Below are 16875 nucleotides of genomic sequence, written 5' to 3'. Positions count from 1 at the left end.
GTTTTTTGTTGTTGCACGTATGCAACCGTGTGCGAGCATCGATGGATGAAAACGATCCTCGTCATGCTCCGTGCGCACGCCGACGACTGGGTGCGGCTCCTCAAGCTCGGCCTGCCGAACCACGCGGTCGTCACGGATAGATCCGCGGCGCTCGGGCCGCTCTCCTACGCGGTTGTCGGAAAGCCGCCGGCCGGCGCTATCGCCGCCCTTGGCCGGCTTGACGCACTGTTCAGCGTCAATGCTGGTATCGAGGCGCTGATCGAAAGCAACGAGATCCCTGAGGGTCTGCCGCTCGTTCGCATGGTCGACGATGGGCTCGCTGCCGGCATGCTGGAGTGGGTCCTGGCGGAGACGCTGGCTTGGCATCGCAATCTCTTCTACTACCGGTCGGCGCAGCATGAAAATCGCTGGGCACCGTTGCAGGAGAAGATGGCGTCCGAGCGAACGGTCTCCGTGCTGGGTGCGGGGCATCTGGGACTGCCGGTGGCGAAGCATCTTGCGGCGCTTGGCTTCAATACCAGAACGTGGAGCCGCAGCGGCACCGCGATTCCGGGTGTCGATTCATATCGCGGCCCGGACGGGCTCTTCGCCTGCGTTGACGGCTCAGACATGCTGATCAATCTGCTACCGCTGACGCCTGAAACCGAGAACCTGCTCGATGCGGCACTGCTGCAGCGGCTGGCGCCAGCCGCTGTGCTCATCAATGGTGGCCGGGGCCGGCATCTGGTCGACGAAGCGGTGATCGCATTGCTCGACGATGGCCATCTCCGGGCAGCGGTGCTCGACGTGTTCCGCACCGAGCCGCTGCCGGAGGGGCACCCGTTCTGGAGCCATCCAGGCGTCTTTCTGTCGCCGCACGTCGCCGCGCCCACGCACCCCGACACAGCTGTCGCATCCATCGTCCGGAACATACGCGGCTTCGAGTCCGGGCTGCCCTTGCGGCATGTCGTGGACCGGAAGCGCGGCTACTAGCGCGCCGCGGCGCCGGCCGATGGCGTGCCGACCTAGGCAGTACCTCGCTTTGCTGTCGCTCCTGTCACTGCTGCCGGCGACACGTTGCCCGGCCCAACCATCGATGCCGGCGGCGACGCTGCCCGAGGTGCGACCGGGCGGCACGTTGACGGTCGGACTCTCCTATGACCTCGACACGCTGAACGTCTATGCCACCGGTTTTCTTGGCGATGTCGAGGCTGCGGTCGTGGAGGGGTTGGTGGCCCCCGATCAGCAGGCCAAATATCGGCCCGTGCTTGCGACGATGGTGCCGACGGTTGGCAATGGCGGCATCGCGCTCGACCCGGACGGCCGCATGCATGTTACCTACCACCTCCGTTCCGGTGTGCGTTGGCAGGACGGCATGCCATTCACCGCGGCCGACGTGAAATACACGTGGGAGGCGGTGCGAGACCCGGCGTTCCTCGCGGAGTCCAAAGACGGAAGCGAAGACATCGAGTCGATCGATACGCCCGACGATCTGACCGTGGTCGTGAACTACCGGCACAATAACGCCGCCTTTGCGTCGACGCTGTTCACCTTCGGCATCCTGCCGCGTCACCTGCTGCAGGGACACGATCTCAACCACGATCCCTACAACACGCGGCCGATCGGTACAGGCCCTTTCAAGGTGCGCGAGTTCCGGCGCGGCGAATATGTGGTGCTGGACCGGAACCCGGATTACTGGCAGCACGACGCCGAGGGTCGGCGGCTGCCATATCTCGATCGCATCGTGTTCCGGATCGTGCCCGACTCCAACACCCTTGGCACGCTGATCCGCGCCGGCGAGATTGGACTGGCGCCGTTAATCCCGTACATGCTTGCGAAGCAGTTGCAGGGCGCGCACGGCATCGAGATCGTGCGCGGGCCGTCGCTAGGGTGGGAACATCTCGATTTCAGCTTCAAGGGAGCGCCGGCGCTCCGCGACCTTGTCGTGCGCCGCGCTATCGCCCAGGCAATCGACCGCCGGATCCTGGTGCGTGCGGCGGGGGGCTTCCCGTTGCCGATCCGCTCGGTCGTGGTGCCGACGCTGACTGGTCTCTACGATCCGACAGTCGCGGTCCTCGCCTATGACCCGGTGCAGGCCAACCGTCTGCTCGACGACGCTGGCTACGCTCGCGGCTCGGATGGCATACGCTCCTGGCATGGTCATCGACTCTCTTTCGGCATTACCGCCCAGACTGGTCAGATCGACGACGAGATCGCGGAGCAGATCATCATCGCCGAGCTGCGGGTAATCGGAATCCAGCTGTCTGCCGACAACAAAACCGGCATCAGCTTTCGCCAGGCGCGCTACCGCGGCACCTACGACCTGCTATATGGCCGGTGGGTCACTGCGGCCGATCCTGTCTACAGCGTGTTCTATGGCACGCGTGGGCCGAACAATGGCCAGGGTTACGCGAGCGCGGAACTCGATGAAGCGATGCGGCGCCTCGAGACCGAAATGCATCCCGAGCAGCGGCGGCGGGATGCGGCTTCCATGCAGGCGATCCTGGCACGCGACCTACCGACGATCCCGCTGCTCAGTACCGTCTCGGTCAACGCAAAATCCAATCGCCTGCGCGGCTACGTGCCAAATCCGACCAACATGACCGATTTTGTCGGTGTCGCGACCTGGTGGCTGTGGCCTGTCACGATACCTGTCGCAGCCCTCCGCGGCGGCGCGCCTTGAGCCCGGCTTATCTGTTGCGCCAACTGCTCGGTGTGATCCCGCTGCTGCTTGCCATTTCGCTGATCCTATTTACGGTCGTCCACCTGGCGCCGGGTGGTCCGCTCGACGTGTATGCTGACAATCCGTCGGTGACCCCGGCGGCCCTTGATCACATCCGACGTGCCTATGGCCTGGATCAACCGGTACCACTCCAATATCTGATGTGGTTGCGGTCGATGGTAGTCGGCGACTGGGGTTTCTCTATCCGTACCGGGCGGCCGGTGCTGGCTGAGATCGGCGATCGACTGCCGGCGACGCTGCTGCTCGGTGGTTCTGCTATGCTGCTGGCGCTCCTGTTGGCCCTCCCGGTCGGTGTGTTGACGGCGCTGCACCGGTCCAGCCGGCTCGACCACGTGCTGACGCTGTTGTCGTTTTCAGGCATCTCCGTGCCGGTGTTTTGGCTGGCGCTGATGATGCAGCTGCTGTTCAGCATCCTGCTGGGGTGGCTGCCAGCAGCCGGGTATACGACGTTCGGCGACGCTTCGCTGGTCGACCGGATGGAGCACCTCGCCATGCCGGCCATCGTTCTGTCGCTGGCAACCGCCGCGGGTTGGAGCCGCTTTCTGCGCTCCAGCCTGCTGGACGTGCTGCGACAGGACTACATCAGGACAGCCTTCGCCAAGGGACAAACCGTTCGCGGCATGCTGCTGCACCACGCGCTTCGCAACGCGCTGGTGCCTTTGGTTACGGTGATCTCGCTGGACCTCGCAAGCATCATTTCAGGTGCCGTGATCACCGAGACAATATTTGCTTGGCCCGGGATCGGCCGGCTGTTCATCGAAAGCATGGATGGGAGGGACTATCCCGTGCTCATGGGGCTGATGATGACCGGTTCGCTGGCCCTGGTCCTGGCCAATCTCGCAGCTGACATCGCCTACGCTGTCATCGATCCACGAATCAGGTTCGGCTGATTGCCGTGAATTCCACCTCTGAAACAACTCGGTCATCGAACGGCCGCATGATCGAAAGCTCCCTGCGCATGCTGCGACGTCTGCGCGAGCATCGTCCAGCTGGTCTCGCGTTGTTATTTATCTGCGTTCTGACGGTCCTGGTCGTCGTCGGGCCGCTGCTGTCGCCATACGCGTTCGACGGCCAGGACTTGACCCTGATCGGTCAGCCGGCGGCGCCCAGCCGGGCGCACTGGCTTGGTACCGACGAGCTGGGAAGGGATCTGTTGATGCGTCTACTCTACGGCGGGCGCATCTCGCTTGCCGTTGGAATAGCGAGTGCGCTGGTATCGACCTGTCTTGGCACCTTGGTCGGAGCGCTCGCCGGCTTCCATGGTCGGTACGTCGACCAGCTGCTGATGCGTCTTACCGACGTGGTGCTGTCGATCCCGCTCCTGCCGCTGGTGTTGTTGCTGTCCGGCATGTTCAGGCCGAATGTGCCGTCGCTGGTGCTCGTGATCGGCGGCCTTACCTGGATGGGTGCGGCGCGCCTGGTGAGGAGCCAGTTCCTCTCGCTCCGGACGCTCGACTACGTGGATGCCGCCCGCGCGCTCGGCGCGACACCGCTTCGCCTGATGATGCGCCATATTCTGCCAAATGCCTCCGGGCCGATCATCGTCTCGGCGACCCTGGCGGTCGGCAACGCGATCATGCTGGAATCGGCTCTTTCATTCCTGGGCTTCGGCGTGCAACCGCCGATCCCGACCTGGGGCAATATGCTCAATGCTGCGACGCCGTGGATCGGCACCGCGGCTTGGATGGCGCTGCCGCCGGGGATTCTGATCTTCGCGACCGTCCTCTCCGTCAATTTCCTGGGCGACGGGCTGCGCGACGCGCTGGACAGCCGAAGCCGGTAACTGGGCCGCTGCCAATAGGGCGTCATCGGAAGGTAGGCGCGCGACCTCATCGAGCAGCCATCGGCGAAACAGCCGTACCCGCGCAACATCCTGTTTTGCCTTCGGGGTGACCAGGTAATAGGCGCCTGGCCCGGCGACGCGGTAGGCAAGAGGAGCCACCAATACGCCGCGCGCCAGTTCCTCCTCGATCAGGATACGGGGCAGTAAAGCGATCCCGAGCCCGGACTGCGCAGCCTGGATCAGCATGAAGAAGTGCTCAAAGCTGGCGCCCCAACGCGCATGTTCCTCCGCAAAGCCGACTGCGTGGAACCAGTGCGACCAGGCATGTGGTCGCGTCGTGTGTTGCAGCAGCGGGTAGGCGGTGAGGTCGTCGACGGACTGCAGCGGCGATTCCGCCCGTAGCAGTCCGGGCGCGCAGGCGATCAGGATCTCCTCCGCCAGGAGCGGCTCGGCGACAGTATCGGGCCAACTGCCGCTGCCGAACTGAATTGCCACGTCGAGCCTGGGGATGTCGACCGCGAGCTTGCCGTCCGTGCTGATGATGTTGATCAGGATTTCGGGGTGCTGCGCGCGGAAGAGGCCAAGGCGCGGGATCAGCCAACGGGTGCCGAAGGTCGGCAAGACGCCGATCGTCAGCGTGCCCCCGCCCTTGCGGGTGGCAATCAGCTCGTTCGTGCCCGCCTCGATCCGGTCCAGCGCTTCACGGATCAGATTGAAGTAATAACGACCGCTTGTTGTCAGCTCGCTCCGCCGGCTGGTCCGATTGAACAGGGCCAGCTCGAGATAATCCTCGAGTGCCCGCACCTGTCGGCTGGCGGCACTTTGGGTCACGTTCAACTCCGCACCGGCGAGCGTGAAGCTTTCGTATCTTGCGACTGCCTCGAAGGTTCGCAGGGCACTGAGTGACGGCAGCAAGCGTCGGCGCATCCGATACATTCCTTTGTCGCATGAGAGCAGGATCAAAGTGCGCTTGCACGCCGCGTTCGAACCTATAGCCTTGAGCAGGCGAGGACTTGCAAGAACCGCACCGTATCACTCCCGGAACGCTCGTGCCCGCCACCGGAGATAGTCTTTCCATGATCAGTTCTGTAACAACGCCGATTTCGTCCTTCGGCGCTGACCTGACCGCGATCACCATGGGGATCGATGCTTTTGAGCGACGGGTGAATCGCGAGGCCGGCCTTCTGGACACCGAGGGGCTTGTGCCCATCTACCTCGGCGGCGACATCATCAGCCCGCGGCACTATGATAACTGGTGGGTGGTCGAAGACGACCTGAACGAAATGCAGCAGCGTCTGCCTTCGATCGCGCCGGAGCATCGTCAGGTATTCGCTGCTGCAATGATCCGGTCCCTGAAGATCGCTTTGCGGCTGTTCGCCGGATCAAGCCCCTCGTTCGAGGTCAAGGTTCGTGATCTCGTCGGCGCGCAGACCGGACCGGTCGAACCAGCGATCATCGAAGGCTTGCGCGACATCCTCGACACGTTGCTGAAACGGCGTGGGATCGTCCGTGGCGATCTGTCGCAGCGGATTTCGGAGTGGGAATCCTCGCATTTTCTAGAGCCGGTCCGGATTGAGCCGACGTTCGCCGAGCTGATGGGACAGGCAAGAAGGTTGACCGCGGAACGGATATTCGACTGCGGCGACTTTACGATGGCCCTGAATCCTATGCGCGACGTGCCGTTCACGGCCCGATGCAGCTTCGCTGATGGTCTCATGGACCTGAACATTGATAATGGTTTCACGCGCGCCTCATTGAAACATCTGGTGGCTCACGAGGTCTTTCCCGGGCATGCAACACAGCTGCTCTACACGCGTGCGCAGGTCGATAAGGGATTGGCGCAACCGGAGGTGCTGCTCTGTACGGCCAATACCGTGCTCGGCTGCATCCAAGAAGGTATCGCCGACGACGGCGTTGCGCTGCTCGACTGGCTGGAGGACGAGGATGATATGATCCACATCGAGCTGCGCCGGCTTCGCAGCGCGGTGCAGACCAGCGCCGCTTGGTACATGATGGCGGATGGCTGGGAGCCGGATGCCGTTGCCGATTACCTGCGCGAATTCGCAGCCGGCCAAGAGCCGTGGGTCCAAGGGCGGCTGCGTATGGCCGCCCATCCGTTCCGCGGCCCGTTCATCTCGTCGTATTGGACCGGCGCGGTAGCGGTCAGGCAGGTTCGTGAGCGTACACCAGCCTCTGCGATGCCGGAGTTCATAAAGTATCTCTATACCAATGCGCATTCACCGCAGAGCCTCGCGATGTTCCAGGCGAGGGTTGCCTGATGATCGAGTCCGTCGCCTTCCCATCCAGCCGGCTGGTGGTGCTGGGGGCCGGCGCGATCGGTGGGCTTGCCGGGGCGTTCATGGCGCAGGCGGGGCACGACGTCTTGCTCGTCGATCGCTGGGCCGAGCATGTCGAGGCGATCAACCGGAATGGGTTGGTCATCGACGGTGTGCGCGGACCGATGACGATTCCGGTCCGCGCTAGCACCCCGGAAGCCCTCGAAGGCCCGCTAGGGGGTGTGCTCGTAGCAACGAAGTCGCAGCACACGATCGAGGCCGTCAGGCAGATTTTGCCATTGCTGGACCAGGACAGCTTCATCGTTCCGTTCCAGAACGGCTTCAACGAGCCCGATATCGCTGAACTGCTCGAAGGTCACGGGTTGGGCGGTATGACGCAGGTGATCGGCTCGATCCCGAACTATGGCGGTGCGCTGCTCGATCCCGGCCGGATCGAGTTCGTGCATGAAGGCGCGATTCAGCTCGGCGAGATGGATGGCTCGATGAGCGAGCGAGTGCGGTCTCTTGCCGGGCAACTTTCGGCGCTGACCGAGGTGCAGCTTTCCACAAATATCTGGGGCCAGATCTGGGCAAAGGAGGTCTATTCGGCTCAGGTGGTCTTTTCCGCCCTGGTCGATGCGCCGATCCACGAAACGCTCGGGGTCGAGCGCTATGCACGCATTGCCGGCGCTATCGTTCGCGAGGCACTGGAGATTGCCGAGGCCAACCGCATCGTTGTCGAACCATTCAACTTCTTCGACCCGGCGAACTATCGACCTCAGATCCCGGAAGACACGCACCGGCTACTCGACAACATCAAGCATGCGATCTGGCTTTTAAAGAAGGACCAGAACACCGGCTACGTCTTCAAGAAGAAGGGTTCGGGAATTTGGTGGGACATCGTCTATCGCAATCGCCCGTCCGAGGTCCGGGCGTCCAACGGCAAACTTGTCGAGTATGGGCGCCGCGTCGGCGCCGACACGCGCCTGAACGACAGGATGTGCAGCATGATCTATGAAATCGAGAGCGGCAGTCGCTCTCTCGGCTTGCAGAACTACGACGAGCTCGAGGCATATGCCGCCGAAATCGGCAGGGCCCTGCCATGACCACGTCACAGCGTCTCGGCGTCGGCGTGATCGGCGCACACGACTGGGCGGAGAAGGCGCATCTGCCGGCCTATGCGGCGCATGAGCGGGTGCATCTGGCGGCGATCTGCGATGTCGTACCGGAACGCGCCGAGGCAATGGCCGCACGATTCGGTATCGCGCGTGTCTATTGCGATTATCGCGAGATGCTGGCCGATCCTGCGGTGCAGGCGGTCGATGTCTGCACGCCGACCCATACCCACTTGCCGCTCAGTCTCGATGCGATCGCCGCCGGTCGCCACGTGCTATCGGAAAAGCCGCTCGCCACATCGGCTGCGCCCGCGTTCGAGGCAGCCGCCGCCGCGGCCCGACGCGGCGTGCGCACGAAGCTCGGCTTCACCTTTCGGTACTCGCCTGCAATCCGCCAGATCAAGCGCTGGATCGACGACGGGACGCTCGGAACGATCTTCCATATTCATGGATTTGAACAGAACTCGCAGTTTCTCGATCCGGACTATCCGCTGCGGCAGGTGTCGCCGGACGTGCCGCGTGACCGGCTGATCCCGTCCTCGATCGTCGGCTATGGGTCGCATCTGGTCGATCTCATGCGTTGGCTCGGCGGCGAGTTCGGCTCGGTGGCGGCCAGCATGCGCAATTTCGTACCAGAGCGACTGGTCCGCGGCATGGTCGGGCGTCAGTTGATACCGGTCGAGGACGGCACGGTGGCATTGGTCGACTATGCCAACGGCACCCAGGGATTGCTACAATCGAGCTATATCGCCGTCGGCAACTATCCTGGTGTGGAGATCCGCGTCTACGGCTCCAAGGGTGCTGCAGTGGCTCGGCTGATCTCCGAGTTCGGCATCGCCGAGACCCTGCATGCCGCGACTGCGGACGAGGTCGAGTTCAGGCCGATCGCGCTTGGTCCGGAGCACCTGCCGCCGGGCGCCGACCTTCATACGCCATGGCCGGAGCTGTATTACCGCAACTTGATCCGGCACTTCGTTGACGAGATCCTCGATGATCGCCCCGAGGAATGCACGTTCTTCGACGGAGCAAAGAGCCAGGAGATCGTCGATGCCATCGTAACGGCGCACTTCGAGCGGCGCTGGGTTGACGTGCCGGCGACGGCGCGATGAACGCGGCATCAGGCGTTGGCCAAGCCTTTCTCGACCATCATCTCGCTTTTCATCCGGTCGATGCCAGCTTCATGGGAGTGGCTGGCTATGACCATCTGCTACCACGCGCCGACAGCGCTGTCGCCGCCGACGAGCGGCGCGGCATCGCCGCAATGCGCACCCGTCTTCTGAACGCGCCTGAAGACAACGCTGGCCAGCGGATCGACAAGCGCATCGTCGCCGGCGAGCTTGTCTGCGCGGCCGCAGCCTTGGACGCCAGATCGCGCTTGCATAATCCTGCCTGGTTCACCGGCGAAGCAGCGTTTGCGCTGATCGGGCTCCTACTGCCGCAAGCGGAGCCGCTCGATCCTATGGCGTTTCTAGCCCGGCTTCGCAGTGTACCCGACTTTCTCGCCGATGGACGTGAACGCCTGCGTGAGGCAGGTGCCGCACCGGCCGGCTGGCGCGAGCGTGCAGCCGGGGAGTGCCGCGCGATGGGCCGCTTCCTGACCGCCGAACTCGCCCTGCATCCGGCGTGGCAACCCGAATGGCTGCTGCCGGCAACGGTGGCCGCCGCGTCGTTCCAGGATTTCGCCGACCTGCTGCCGGAGCTTGAGGACGCTGAGCCTGCCGCCGGACGCGACCGGCTGGCGCAGATCATGGCCAACCTGCACGGGCTGGAGCAGGGACCGGAAGCCTTGGCAGCTGCGGCACAAGCGGCGTTCGATCGGCTCGGTGATGAGCTTGAGGCGGATGCGGCGCAGTTCCCTGGTGGTCGACATGCCCAGGACGTGCTCGATGAACTGGCTTCGTTACACCCCACAGCCGATGGCGTGCTGCCCCGCTACAGATACTGGAACGGCGCAGCAACTGCTGCTGCAACGAAGCTGGTGACGCCGGCGGCCCAGTATGGCCTCGAGTATCGTCCGCTTCCCGTCGCGCTGCTAGGCGTCGCAGCCGATCTCTATTTCCTGTCCTACCGATCGCCGCCGGCGATGCGCCCCGGAAGCGGCAGCGTTTATTGGGTGATGCCCCCCGGACCTGACCTGGGCGCGTATCTCCGCCAGCAAAACGATGCCACTATCAAGCTGATCCACGCGGTGCATCACGGCAGCATAGGCCATCACACGCATAACGTCCGAGCCAGGTGCGCCGATAGTATACTCGCCCGCGTTGCCGGGACTGACTGTGCCAGCGGCATCGCGTTGCTGTCCGGCGGCATGGCTGTCGAAGGCTGGGCCTGTTACGCCGAAGATCTGCTTATGGAGGCGGACGGCTTTTACAGTGATGCTGAACGGCTGCTGCTGAAACACTATGAGCGCCGCAACGCGGCGAGCGTCCTGGTCGACGTGCGGCTGCATTGCGGTCTGTGGAGTTCGCAGGAGGCAGAACGTTTCTACCGCGACGAGGCGGGATTTGCGCCGCAACGAGTGCATGGCGAAGTCGTCCGGAATTCGATGTTCCCGGGCAGTCGGTTGATGTATTCGGCTGGGGTCGAGGCGATCCGGGCCTTACGTGCAGGCTGGACCGGGAGCACGCTGGAGTTCCACGACACGCTGCTTGGATACGGCCACGCCCCGATCAGCGCGATCGCCGCTGAGATGGCACAGGCTGGCGCCGTCGCGTGACGGATGCGGACGAGCCGGTCCTGGCGGTCCGCGATCTGGTAACCGTGTTCCACACCGCGCGGGGTACATTCCGCGCCCTCGACGGAGTGAACCTGACGGTTCCGCGCGGCCGGACCGTCGCCCTGGTGGGCGAGAGCGGATCTGGCAAATCGGTCACCAGCATGTCGATCATGCGGTTGCTGAATAGGCCGTCAGCCGAAATCATCTCTGGCCAGATCCTGTTCCGCGGCAGGAGCGGCCGGGAGCGTGATCTCGTCCAGCTCGATGAACGCTCGATGCGGTCACTGCGTGGCAACGAGATCGCCATGATCTTCCAGGAGCCGATGACGAGCCTCAATCCGACCGGGACCATCGGTGAGCAGATTTCCGAGGCTCTGCGCCTACATCGCCGCATCTCGCGCCGGCTCGCGGCCGCGGAGGCGGTCCGGCTTCTGGGGCTGGTCGAGATTTCTGACCCGGCACGTCGGGTCGATAGCTACCCGCACCACCTGTCGGGCGGCATGCGCCAGCGTGTGATGATCGCCATGGCGCTGGCCTGCGGACCATCATTGCTGCTTGCCGACGAGCCGACCACGGCGCTGGACGTCACCGTCCAGGCGCAGATCCTGCAGCTGCTCCGGACACTGCAAGCTGAGCTTGGCATGGGAGTACTGTTCATTACCCACAACATGGGCGTGGTCGCGGAGATCGCGGACCGGGTCTCGGTGATGTATGGCGGGCAGGTCATCGAGTCTGCGCCGTCTCAATCGCTGTTCGATGCACCGGGCCACCCCTACACGCGAGCCCTGATGGCTAGCCTTCCGCGAATGGACGAGGTCCTTGCGCCGCACCGCCGCCTGCCAACGATCCGCGGCAATGTCGTCGACCCGCGCAGCCCGCCGCCCGGATGCCGCTTTGCACCGCGATGCGACCTGACGCTTCCCGCTTGCGAGGCGGCGGTACCGGAGGAGCGCCGCATCGACATCGGGCACCAGTCGCGCTGCCTTCGATGGCAGGAACTGACTTGAAGGAGTCGCTGGTTCTCGACGTCGCCGACCTCTGCGTTTCCTACGCCCAGTCGGCCCGACTGCCCTGGAAGCGACCGATCACCGTTCCGGTCGTGAGCGAAGTATCATTCGCCATACGACCGAACGAGATCATGGGGCTGGTCGGGGAATCCGGGTCCGGCAAGACCACCCTGTCGCGGGCTTTGCTACGGCTGCTGCCAGCGACATCGGGCTCGGTTCGCTTTCAGGGTATCGATCTGCTGGCGCTACCTGCAGCCAAGCTGCGGCAAGTTCGGGCCCGCATGCAGGTCATTTTCCAGGATCCTTATACCAGCCTCAATCCCCGCATGACGGCGGCAGACAACATCGCGGAAGGGATCAGGCTCCAGCATACATGCGACCGTCGCGAGATCCCGTCGCGTGTTGCGGCGGTGCTGGCGCAGGTGGGACTTCCATTGGACGCCGGCTCGCGTTATCCGCACGAATTCTCCGGCGGCCAGCGGCAACGGATTGGTATCGCCCGGGCGCTCGTGGTGGAGCCGACGTTTCTGATCGCAGACGAACCGGTCTCTGCACTCGACATGTCGATCCAGGCCCAGATCCTGAACCTGCTGATGGAGCAGCAGGAGCGCCGTAACCTTTCCATGCTGTTCATCGGCCACGACCTGTCGGTCATCCGCCACATCTGTGACCGTGTGATCGTCATGTACCTGGGAAGGATTGTCGAAGCCGGCCCTGCCGCGACGCTATTCCGTCATCCGGCGCATCCCTACACGCAGGCGCTCGTTGACGCGGCGCCGGTCTCGCATCCGGCTATGCGGCGTCCGAAACCGCTATCTGTCCTCGAACCCGTCGATCGGCCCTTGAAGTCGCAAGGCTGTCCCTTCAGCCCGCGCTGTGTGCACCGCATCCAGGAATGCGACGATACGCCGCCATTACTGCGTCGTGTCGGTCGCGATCATGATGTCGCATGCATCAGAAGCGAGGTCGCCCGTTAGCGGCACATGCGCTCAGATCATGTGAACAGGATGTAGAGGGGCCTTGCGTCGGTGGTTACTGACCGTCTCAATTACGTAATCAAATGAGAAGCTGAATCGCCTGGCTCCGCCATTCCGCTGTCTGAATTTCTTTTCGATACCGGGCGTCCGGTAGGGCTGCAAGCTTGTTTTAGGCACAAAGGATAGTCCTTGATGCGTATCCGCCCGATTGTTGCCTCGAGAATGACCGCCGCGGGACTGGCGCTGGCCGCAAGCAGGTTGATCCTGCCGATGACTACGGCACTAGCTCAGACGCCCGTCTCGTCCGGGCAGATCGGAGAACCGACCGAACAGGTCACGGTGACCGGCTCACAAATCCGGCAGGACACGTCAAGCAACACGCCAATCACGGTCATAACCTCAAAGCAACTACAAGATTCGAACACAGTCACCCTGGAGCAGTATCTGCAGAAGATCCCTGAGTTTGGGCAGCAGGGGGTGAACTCCAACCAGAATGGCGGCGGCGAGGGTGTCTCATTCGTCGAATTACGGAATCTCGGCGTAACACGGACGCTTGTCCTGATTGACGGACACAGGATGGTCTCAAGCGGTACCGACACCGTCAACGCCGTTGACCTGAACAATATTCCGGTATCCTTAGTTGATCATATTGAAATCTTGCGCGACGGCGCCTCGGCAATCTACGGTTCGGATGCGATCGCCGGAGTTGTCAACATCATATTGAAGAAGCATTTCAGCGGGGTGATGATAAATGCTCAGGAGGGAATCAGTGATCGGCACGACGCACAATCCTACGACTTCAGCGGGACTGCAGGCTACAACTTCGACAAGGGCAACCTGCTTTTCAACTTCGAATACAGCGACCGCAATCCGCTGCCACAGAACAATCGGGCTTGGTCACAGAACAAGTCGCTCCCGGACGGCTCGCAAAGCCTAGGCAGTACGCGCACGCTGGGCGGCCTCGTGCAGAACCCGACAGCTTTTGACGTTGTCACCGGACGATCATCTATCAACGATCGGGCGTTCGGCAACGGAGTCTTTCGCCGCTTTAACCCCGTGACAGACGACCTGTTGCTGAACGACTACGGTTATTCAAGCACGCAACTTGACCGACGCAGCTTTAACGCTCTTGGCCATTACGAGATCCTGCCCAACGTCAATCTCAACATTGATGAGCTGTTTACGGACCATCATGCCCAGCAGCAACTTGGCCCTGACGCCGAAGGTGGCGATATCGTCACTAATCGTTACCCCAATGGCTTCATCATCCCAGCCTCTAACCCCTACAATCCCTATGGCGTAGATGTCGTCGATCGTACCCGGCGAGCGGAGGTCGGCAACCGGCAATATAACGAAAGCGGTTCAACGTACCGGCTGGGTATCGGCCTCTCCGGCACGATCCTGAATCGTTTTGATTGGGAAGCTGGATACAAGTACGGAGCATCCAACGACAAGTTTACGTTCACCAACCAATACAACCAGACGCACATCCTGCAGGTAAGCGGGTATCTGCCTTGCAGTGCCGCCGATGCCATGCAAGGTTGCAGCGTGGGTAACTTTTTCGGTCGGCGGATTCAAGTTCCGGAGCGAACACCCACGCCGAAGACTTTGTTTACACCAGCCTGCCCGGCCAGCAACATGCTGAATTGCTCGCTTGGCGTCGCGTAGTCGAGCGTCTTTCGAGGACGGCTATTCAGGCTGTCGGCAACGATGTCGAGATCGTCCTGATCCAAGCCCGACAGAGCCGTGCCTTTCGGGAAATACTGGCGCAGCAGACCATTGGTGTTTTCGTTGGAGCCACGCTGCCAAGGTGAGTGAGGGTCGGCGAAGAAGATCCTCATGCCAGTGCTCAGCGCCACGCTTTCGTGCTGTGCCATTTCCTTGCCTTGGTCGTAGGTCAGCGTCTTGCGCAAAGATGCGGGAATGGCATTCAGCGCGCCGGAGAAAGCGCTCGCCACCACATCGGACTTGCGCGTAGGCATGTGCACCAGCACCACAAAGCGGCTTGTCCGCTCGACCAACGTGCCGATGGCACTCGCTCCGCCGGTGCCCAGAATAAGATCGCCTTCCCAATGGCCCGGGACCAGCCGGCCCTCGATTTCCTCAGGTCGTTCCTTGATGTTGGTCATGTTGCAAAGTTTGCCGCGGCGTTCGCTGCCCTTTGGCTTGCGGCCGCGCATTGGCTTGTCCTGTCGCAAATACGAGATCAGCTCACGGCGTAGTTCACCGCGCGGCAAGGCGTAAATCGCCGTGTAGATTGCCTCGTGCGATACCGACAGACCAGGTGGCTGCTCCGTTCCCGCCTCCATCCGCTTACGCCTGCCCGATATCTGCTCGGGGGACCAACCCAGACGCAAAAGCCCCGCCACACGGCCGAACAGCTCACCATCATGCGCCAGAACAGGCCTGCGTCCAGTCAGGCGACGATCTGCCTCGGCCTGCGTCGCCGCAGCCTGCGCCCGGTAGGAGGTCGCGCCGCCATGCCGATTGATCTCGTCCGAAATCATGCCCGCAGAGCGATCCAAGTCGCGTGCAATCGCCCGCACGCCCCAGCTATCACAAAGGCGAACCTCGATCATCGATCGATCAAACACCGTTAGCTTACGTCGTTGCCCTGCCATCCCACCACCCTACACCCGTTGGCCCGGCGTGGGTGTTCGCTCCGGAACTTGAATCCGCCGTCCTAATACACTGACCCCCGCGCAGGCTCGCTATATTGGCTTCACCCAGACGAACAAGGTGAATGTCGGCCAACACTACTGGTATGGTAAAGTGACCGGACCAATCGTGCAGCTTCCGGCAGGACCGTTCAGCTTCGCCATTGGTGGCGAGCTGCGTCATGAGTCCGGAAAATACGCTCCAGACAGCGTCATCACCAGTGGAGACGGTGATTTCGATCAGGCACCGACAGCGGGAAGCTTTAACGTTAAAGAGGGTTATCTCGAGTTCAAGGTGCCGGTGCTCAAGGACATGTTCCTTGCCAAGGATCTTTCGGTAGACGGTGCTGCGCGCTACTCCGACTACAGCAACTTCGGCAGCGCTACCACTTGGAACGTTTCCGTCGCCTATGCGCCGACGCGTGATATCCGGTTCCGCTTCAACACCGGGATTGGCTTCCGTGCTCCCAGCATTACCGATCTCTACGCAGGCGAGTACGAGGCGGCTAATACCGTCAACGATCCCTGCGACGTCAACGTTGGGTTGCGTCGTAGCAACGCGAATGCCGCGGCGAACTGCAACAGAGTGCTGTCAACTGCAGGCTTGACGCCGGCAAACTTCGTGCAGCAGCAAACCCAACTTTACACCTATGTCGGTGGTAATCCGAGGCTGCAACCAGAAACCTCCAGGCAGCTCGATTTGGGAACCATCATCACGCCACGCTGGATCCCGGACCTCTCCATGACGGTCGACTACTACCGGATCAAGATCGCCAATCACATTACCGCGCCGGATGCTCAGACCATCCTCAACAGCTGCTACTCCTCCTCCGGCTTGTCGAGCTCTCAGTGCTTACTGGTTGGGCCACGTGGTGGCGGCCAGCTGTCAACTGTCAGCGCAGTTAATGCTAATTCCGGCTTCGTTAATACCGACGGTCTCGATTTTGGGTTGAACTACAACCTTAAGCTCAGCCGGCTCGGACTGCCGAACTGGGCCGGGCGGCTCGAGTTCAGCAACCTGGATACGTTGCTTCTCAACTATACGGAACAGCTGCCCGATGGCGAGATTCGCCAGGATGCCGGGGCCATTATCTCGACAACCACGCCGCAGGCCTTTACCCGCTTCAAGTCGACAAGCAGTATTGCCTATGTCCAGCCAAAATGGTCCTTCCAATGGACCGTCCGCTATATTGGTCCGTCGAGCAACTACGTGTCGCCGGGCCAGCCGGCCGATACGAGCTATGGCGGCAGCGTCGGCGCAATAGTCTACCACGATATTGTAGGCAGCTACGCTTTGAAGGTAGCTGGAAAGCACACGGTCACCCTCGTTGCCGGTATCGACAACATGTTCGATCGTGATCCGCCATTCTATTATGATGGTTCAACGAACTCTTTGACAAACAGCTACGATTATCTGGGCCGCTACTACTACTTCAAAGCTGGTATTCGGTTTTAAAGGCCAGGTCCTATACTATTTGCGGAACTTGATCTTTCCTGAAAGGCAGGTGATTACTATCGTTCACCTGCGGCGGAGCTTGGCAAAGCTCGAATCGACTAGCGGAAAAGGAACTCGCTCCAGCTCCGTAGCATTCTTGAGGAGTTCTGAGCAGCCTGTCGGTGCG

The 16875-nt window shown here is 62.0% G+C and carries 13 protein-coding genes and 1 pseudogene; 12 read left to right on the top strand and 2 right to left on the bottom strand.

What is annotated here, in order from left to right:
• Positions 1–45 precede the first annotated feature (45 nt).
• From HN018_RS03975 to HN018_RS03960, 4 genes are all read left to right on the top strand, one after another.
• Complete coding sequence (locus tag HN018_RS03975; protein WP_171836511.1) at positions 46–972, top strand: 2-hydroxyacid dehydrogenase; 927 nt, start codon at positions 46–48, stop codon at positions 970–972.
• Positions 973–1075: 103 nt separating this feature from the next.
• On the top strand, positions 1076–2662 hold the full coding sequence (locus HN018_RS03970; RefSeq protein ID WP_171836510.1) for an ABC transporter substrate-binding protein: 1587 nt from the start codon (positions 1076–1078) through the stop codon (positions 2660–2662).
• Positions 2659–3612 (top strand): ABC transporter permease, encoded by a 954-nt coding sequence (locus tag HN018_RS03965; RefSeq protein ID WP_171836509.1) that lies wholly within the window; start codon positions 2659–2661, stop codon positions 3610–3612. Before HN018_RS03970 ends, HN018_RS03965 begins: the two co-directional genes overlap by 4 nt.
• 47 nt (positions 3613–3659) lie before the next feature.
• The gene (locus HN018_RS03960; RefSeq protein ID WP_171836508.1) at positions 3660–4505 is read left to right on the top strand and encodes an ABC transporter permease; all 846 of its coding nucleotides are present in this window, start codon (positions 3660–3662) and stop codon (positions 4503–4505) included.
• A gap of 48 nt (positions 4506–4553) precedes the next feature.
• Here HN018_RS03960 and gcvA read toward each other — a convergent pair.
• Positions 4554–5432 (bottom strand): annotated as a pseudogene (gcvA, locus tag HN018_RS28585) (transcriptional regulator GcvA); the annotation flags it as partial.
• A 149-nt stretch (positions 5433–5581) separates the two neighbouring features.
• Here gcvA and HN018_RS03955 point away from each other — a divergent pair.
• From HN018_RS03955 to HN018_RS03925, 7 genes are all read left to right on the top strand, one after another.
• The gene (locus HN018_RS03955) at positions 5582–6784 is read left to right on the top strand and encodes a DUF885 domain-containing protein (protein ID WP_171836507.1); all 1203 of its coding nucleotides are present in this window, start codon (positions 5582–5584) and stop codon (positions 6782–6784) included.
• Positions 6784–7887 carry a ketopantoate reductase family protein gene (locus HN018_RS03950; protein WP_171836506.1) on the top strand — a complete coding sequence of 368 codons (1104 nt, stop codon included), beginning with the start codon at positions 6784–6786 and terminating at the stop codon, positions 7885–7887. Before HN018_RS03955 ends, HN018_RS03950 begins: the two co-directional genes overlap by 1 nt.
• Positions 7884–9005 carry a Gfo/Idh/MocA family protein gene (locus HN018_RS03945; RefSeq protein ID WP_171836505.1) on the top strand — a complete coding sequence of 374 codons (1122 nt, stop codon included), beginning with the start codon at positions 7884–7886 and terminating at the stop codon, positions 9003–9005. Before HN018_RS03950 ends, HN018_RS03945 begins: the two co-directional genes overlap by 4 nt.
• On the top strand, positions 9002–10612 hold the full coding sequence (locus tag HN018_RS03940; protein WP_171836504.1) for a DUF885 family protein: 1611 nt from the start codon (positions 9002–9004) through the stop codon (positions 10610–10612). Before HN018_RS03945 ends, HN018_RS03940 begins: the two co-directional genes overlap by 4 nt.
• The gene (locus HN018_RS03935) at positions 10609–11619 is read left to right on the top strand and encodes an ABC transporter ATP-binding protein (protein ID WP_171836503.1); all 1011 of its coding nucleotides are present in this window, start codon (positions 10609–10611) and stop codon (positions 11617–11619) included. Before HN018_RS03940 ends, HN018_RS03935 begins: the two co-directional genes overlap by 4 nt.
• Positions 11616–12596, top strand: a complete 981-nt coding sequence (locus HN018_RS03930) for an ABC transporter ATP-binding protein (RefSeq protein ID WP_171836502.1) — start codon at positions 11616–11618, stop codon at positions 12594–12596. Before HN018_RS03935 ends, HN018_RS03930 begins: the two co-directional genes overlap by 4 nt.
• A 192-nt stretch (positions 12597–12788) precedes the next feature.
• Positions 12789–14264 carry a TonB-dependent receptor plug domain-containing protein gene (locus HN018_RS03925; RefSeq protein ID WP_172443455.1) on the top strand — a complete coding sequence of 492 codons (1476 nt, stop codon included), beginning with the start codon at positions 12789–12791 and terminating at the stop codon, positions 14262–14264.
• Here the strand turns inward: HN018_RS03925 and HN018_RS03920 are convergent.
• Positions 14171–15217: an IS30 family transposase gene (locus HN018_RS03920; RefSeq protein ID WP_172443453.1), complete on the bottom strand. Its 1047-nt coding sequence runs from the start codon at positions 15215–15217 to the stop codon at positions 14171–14173. The two genes, HN018_RS03925 and HN018_RS03920, sit on opposite strands and share 94 nt — an antisense overlap.
• Positions 15218–15335: 118 nt before the next feature.
• Between HN018_RS03920 and HN018_RS03915 the strand changes: the two genes are divergently transcribed.
• Positions 15336–16709 (top strand): TonB-dependent receptor domain-containing protein, encoded by a 1374-nt coding sequence (locus HN018_RS03915; protein ID WP_171837861.1) that lies wholly within the window; start codon positions 15336–15338, stop codon positions 16707–16709.
• Positions 16710–16875 lie beyond the last annotated feature (166 nt).

The organism is Lichenicola cladoniae (assembly GCF_013201075.1).
GTDB lineage: Bacteria > Pseudomonadota > Alphaproteobacteria > Acetobacterales > Acetobacteraceae > Lichenicola > Lichenicola cladoniae.
Note: the sequence above shows the minus strand (reverse complement) of the source record. Positions and strands in the feature narration are given on the sequence as shown.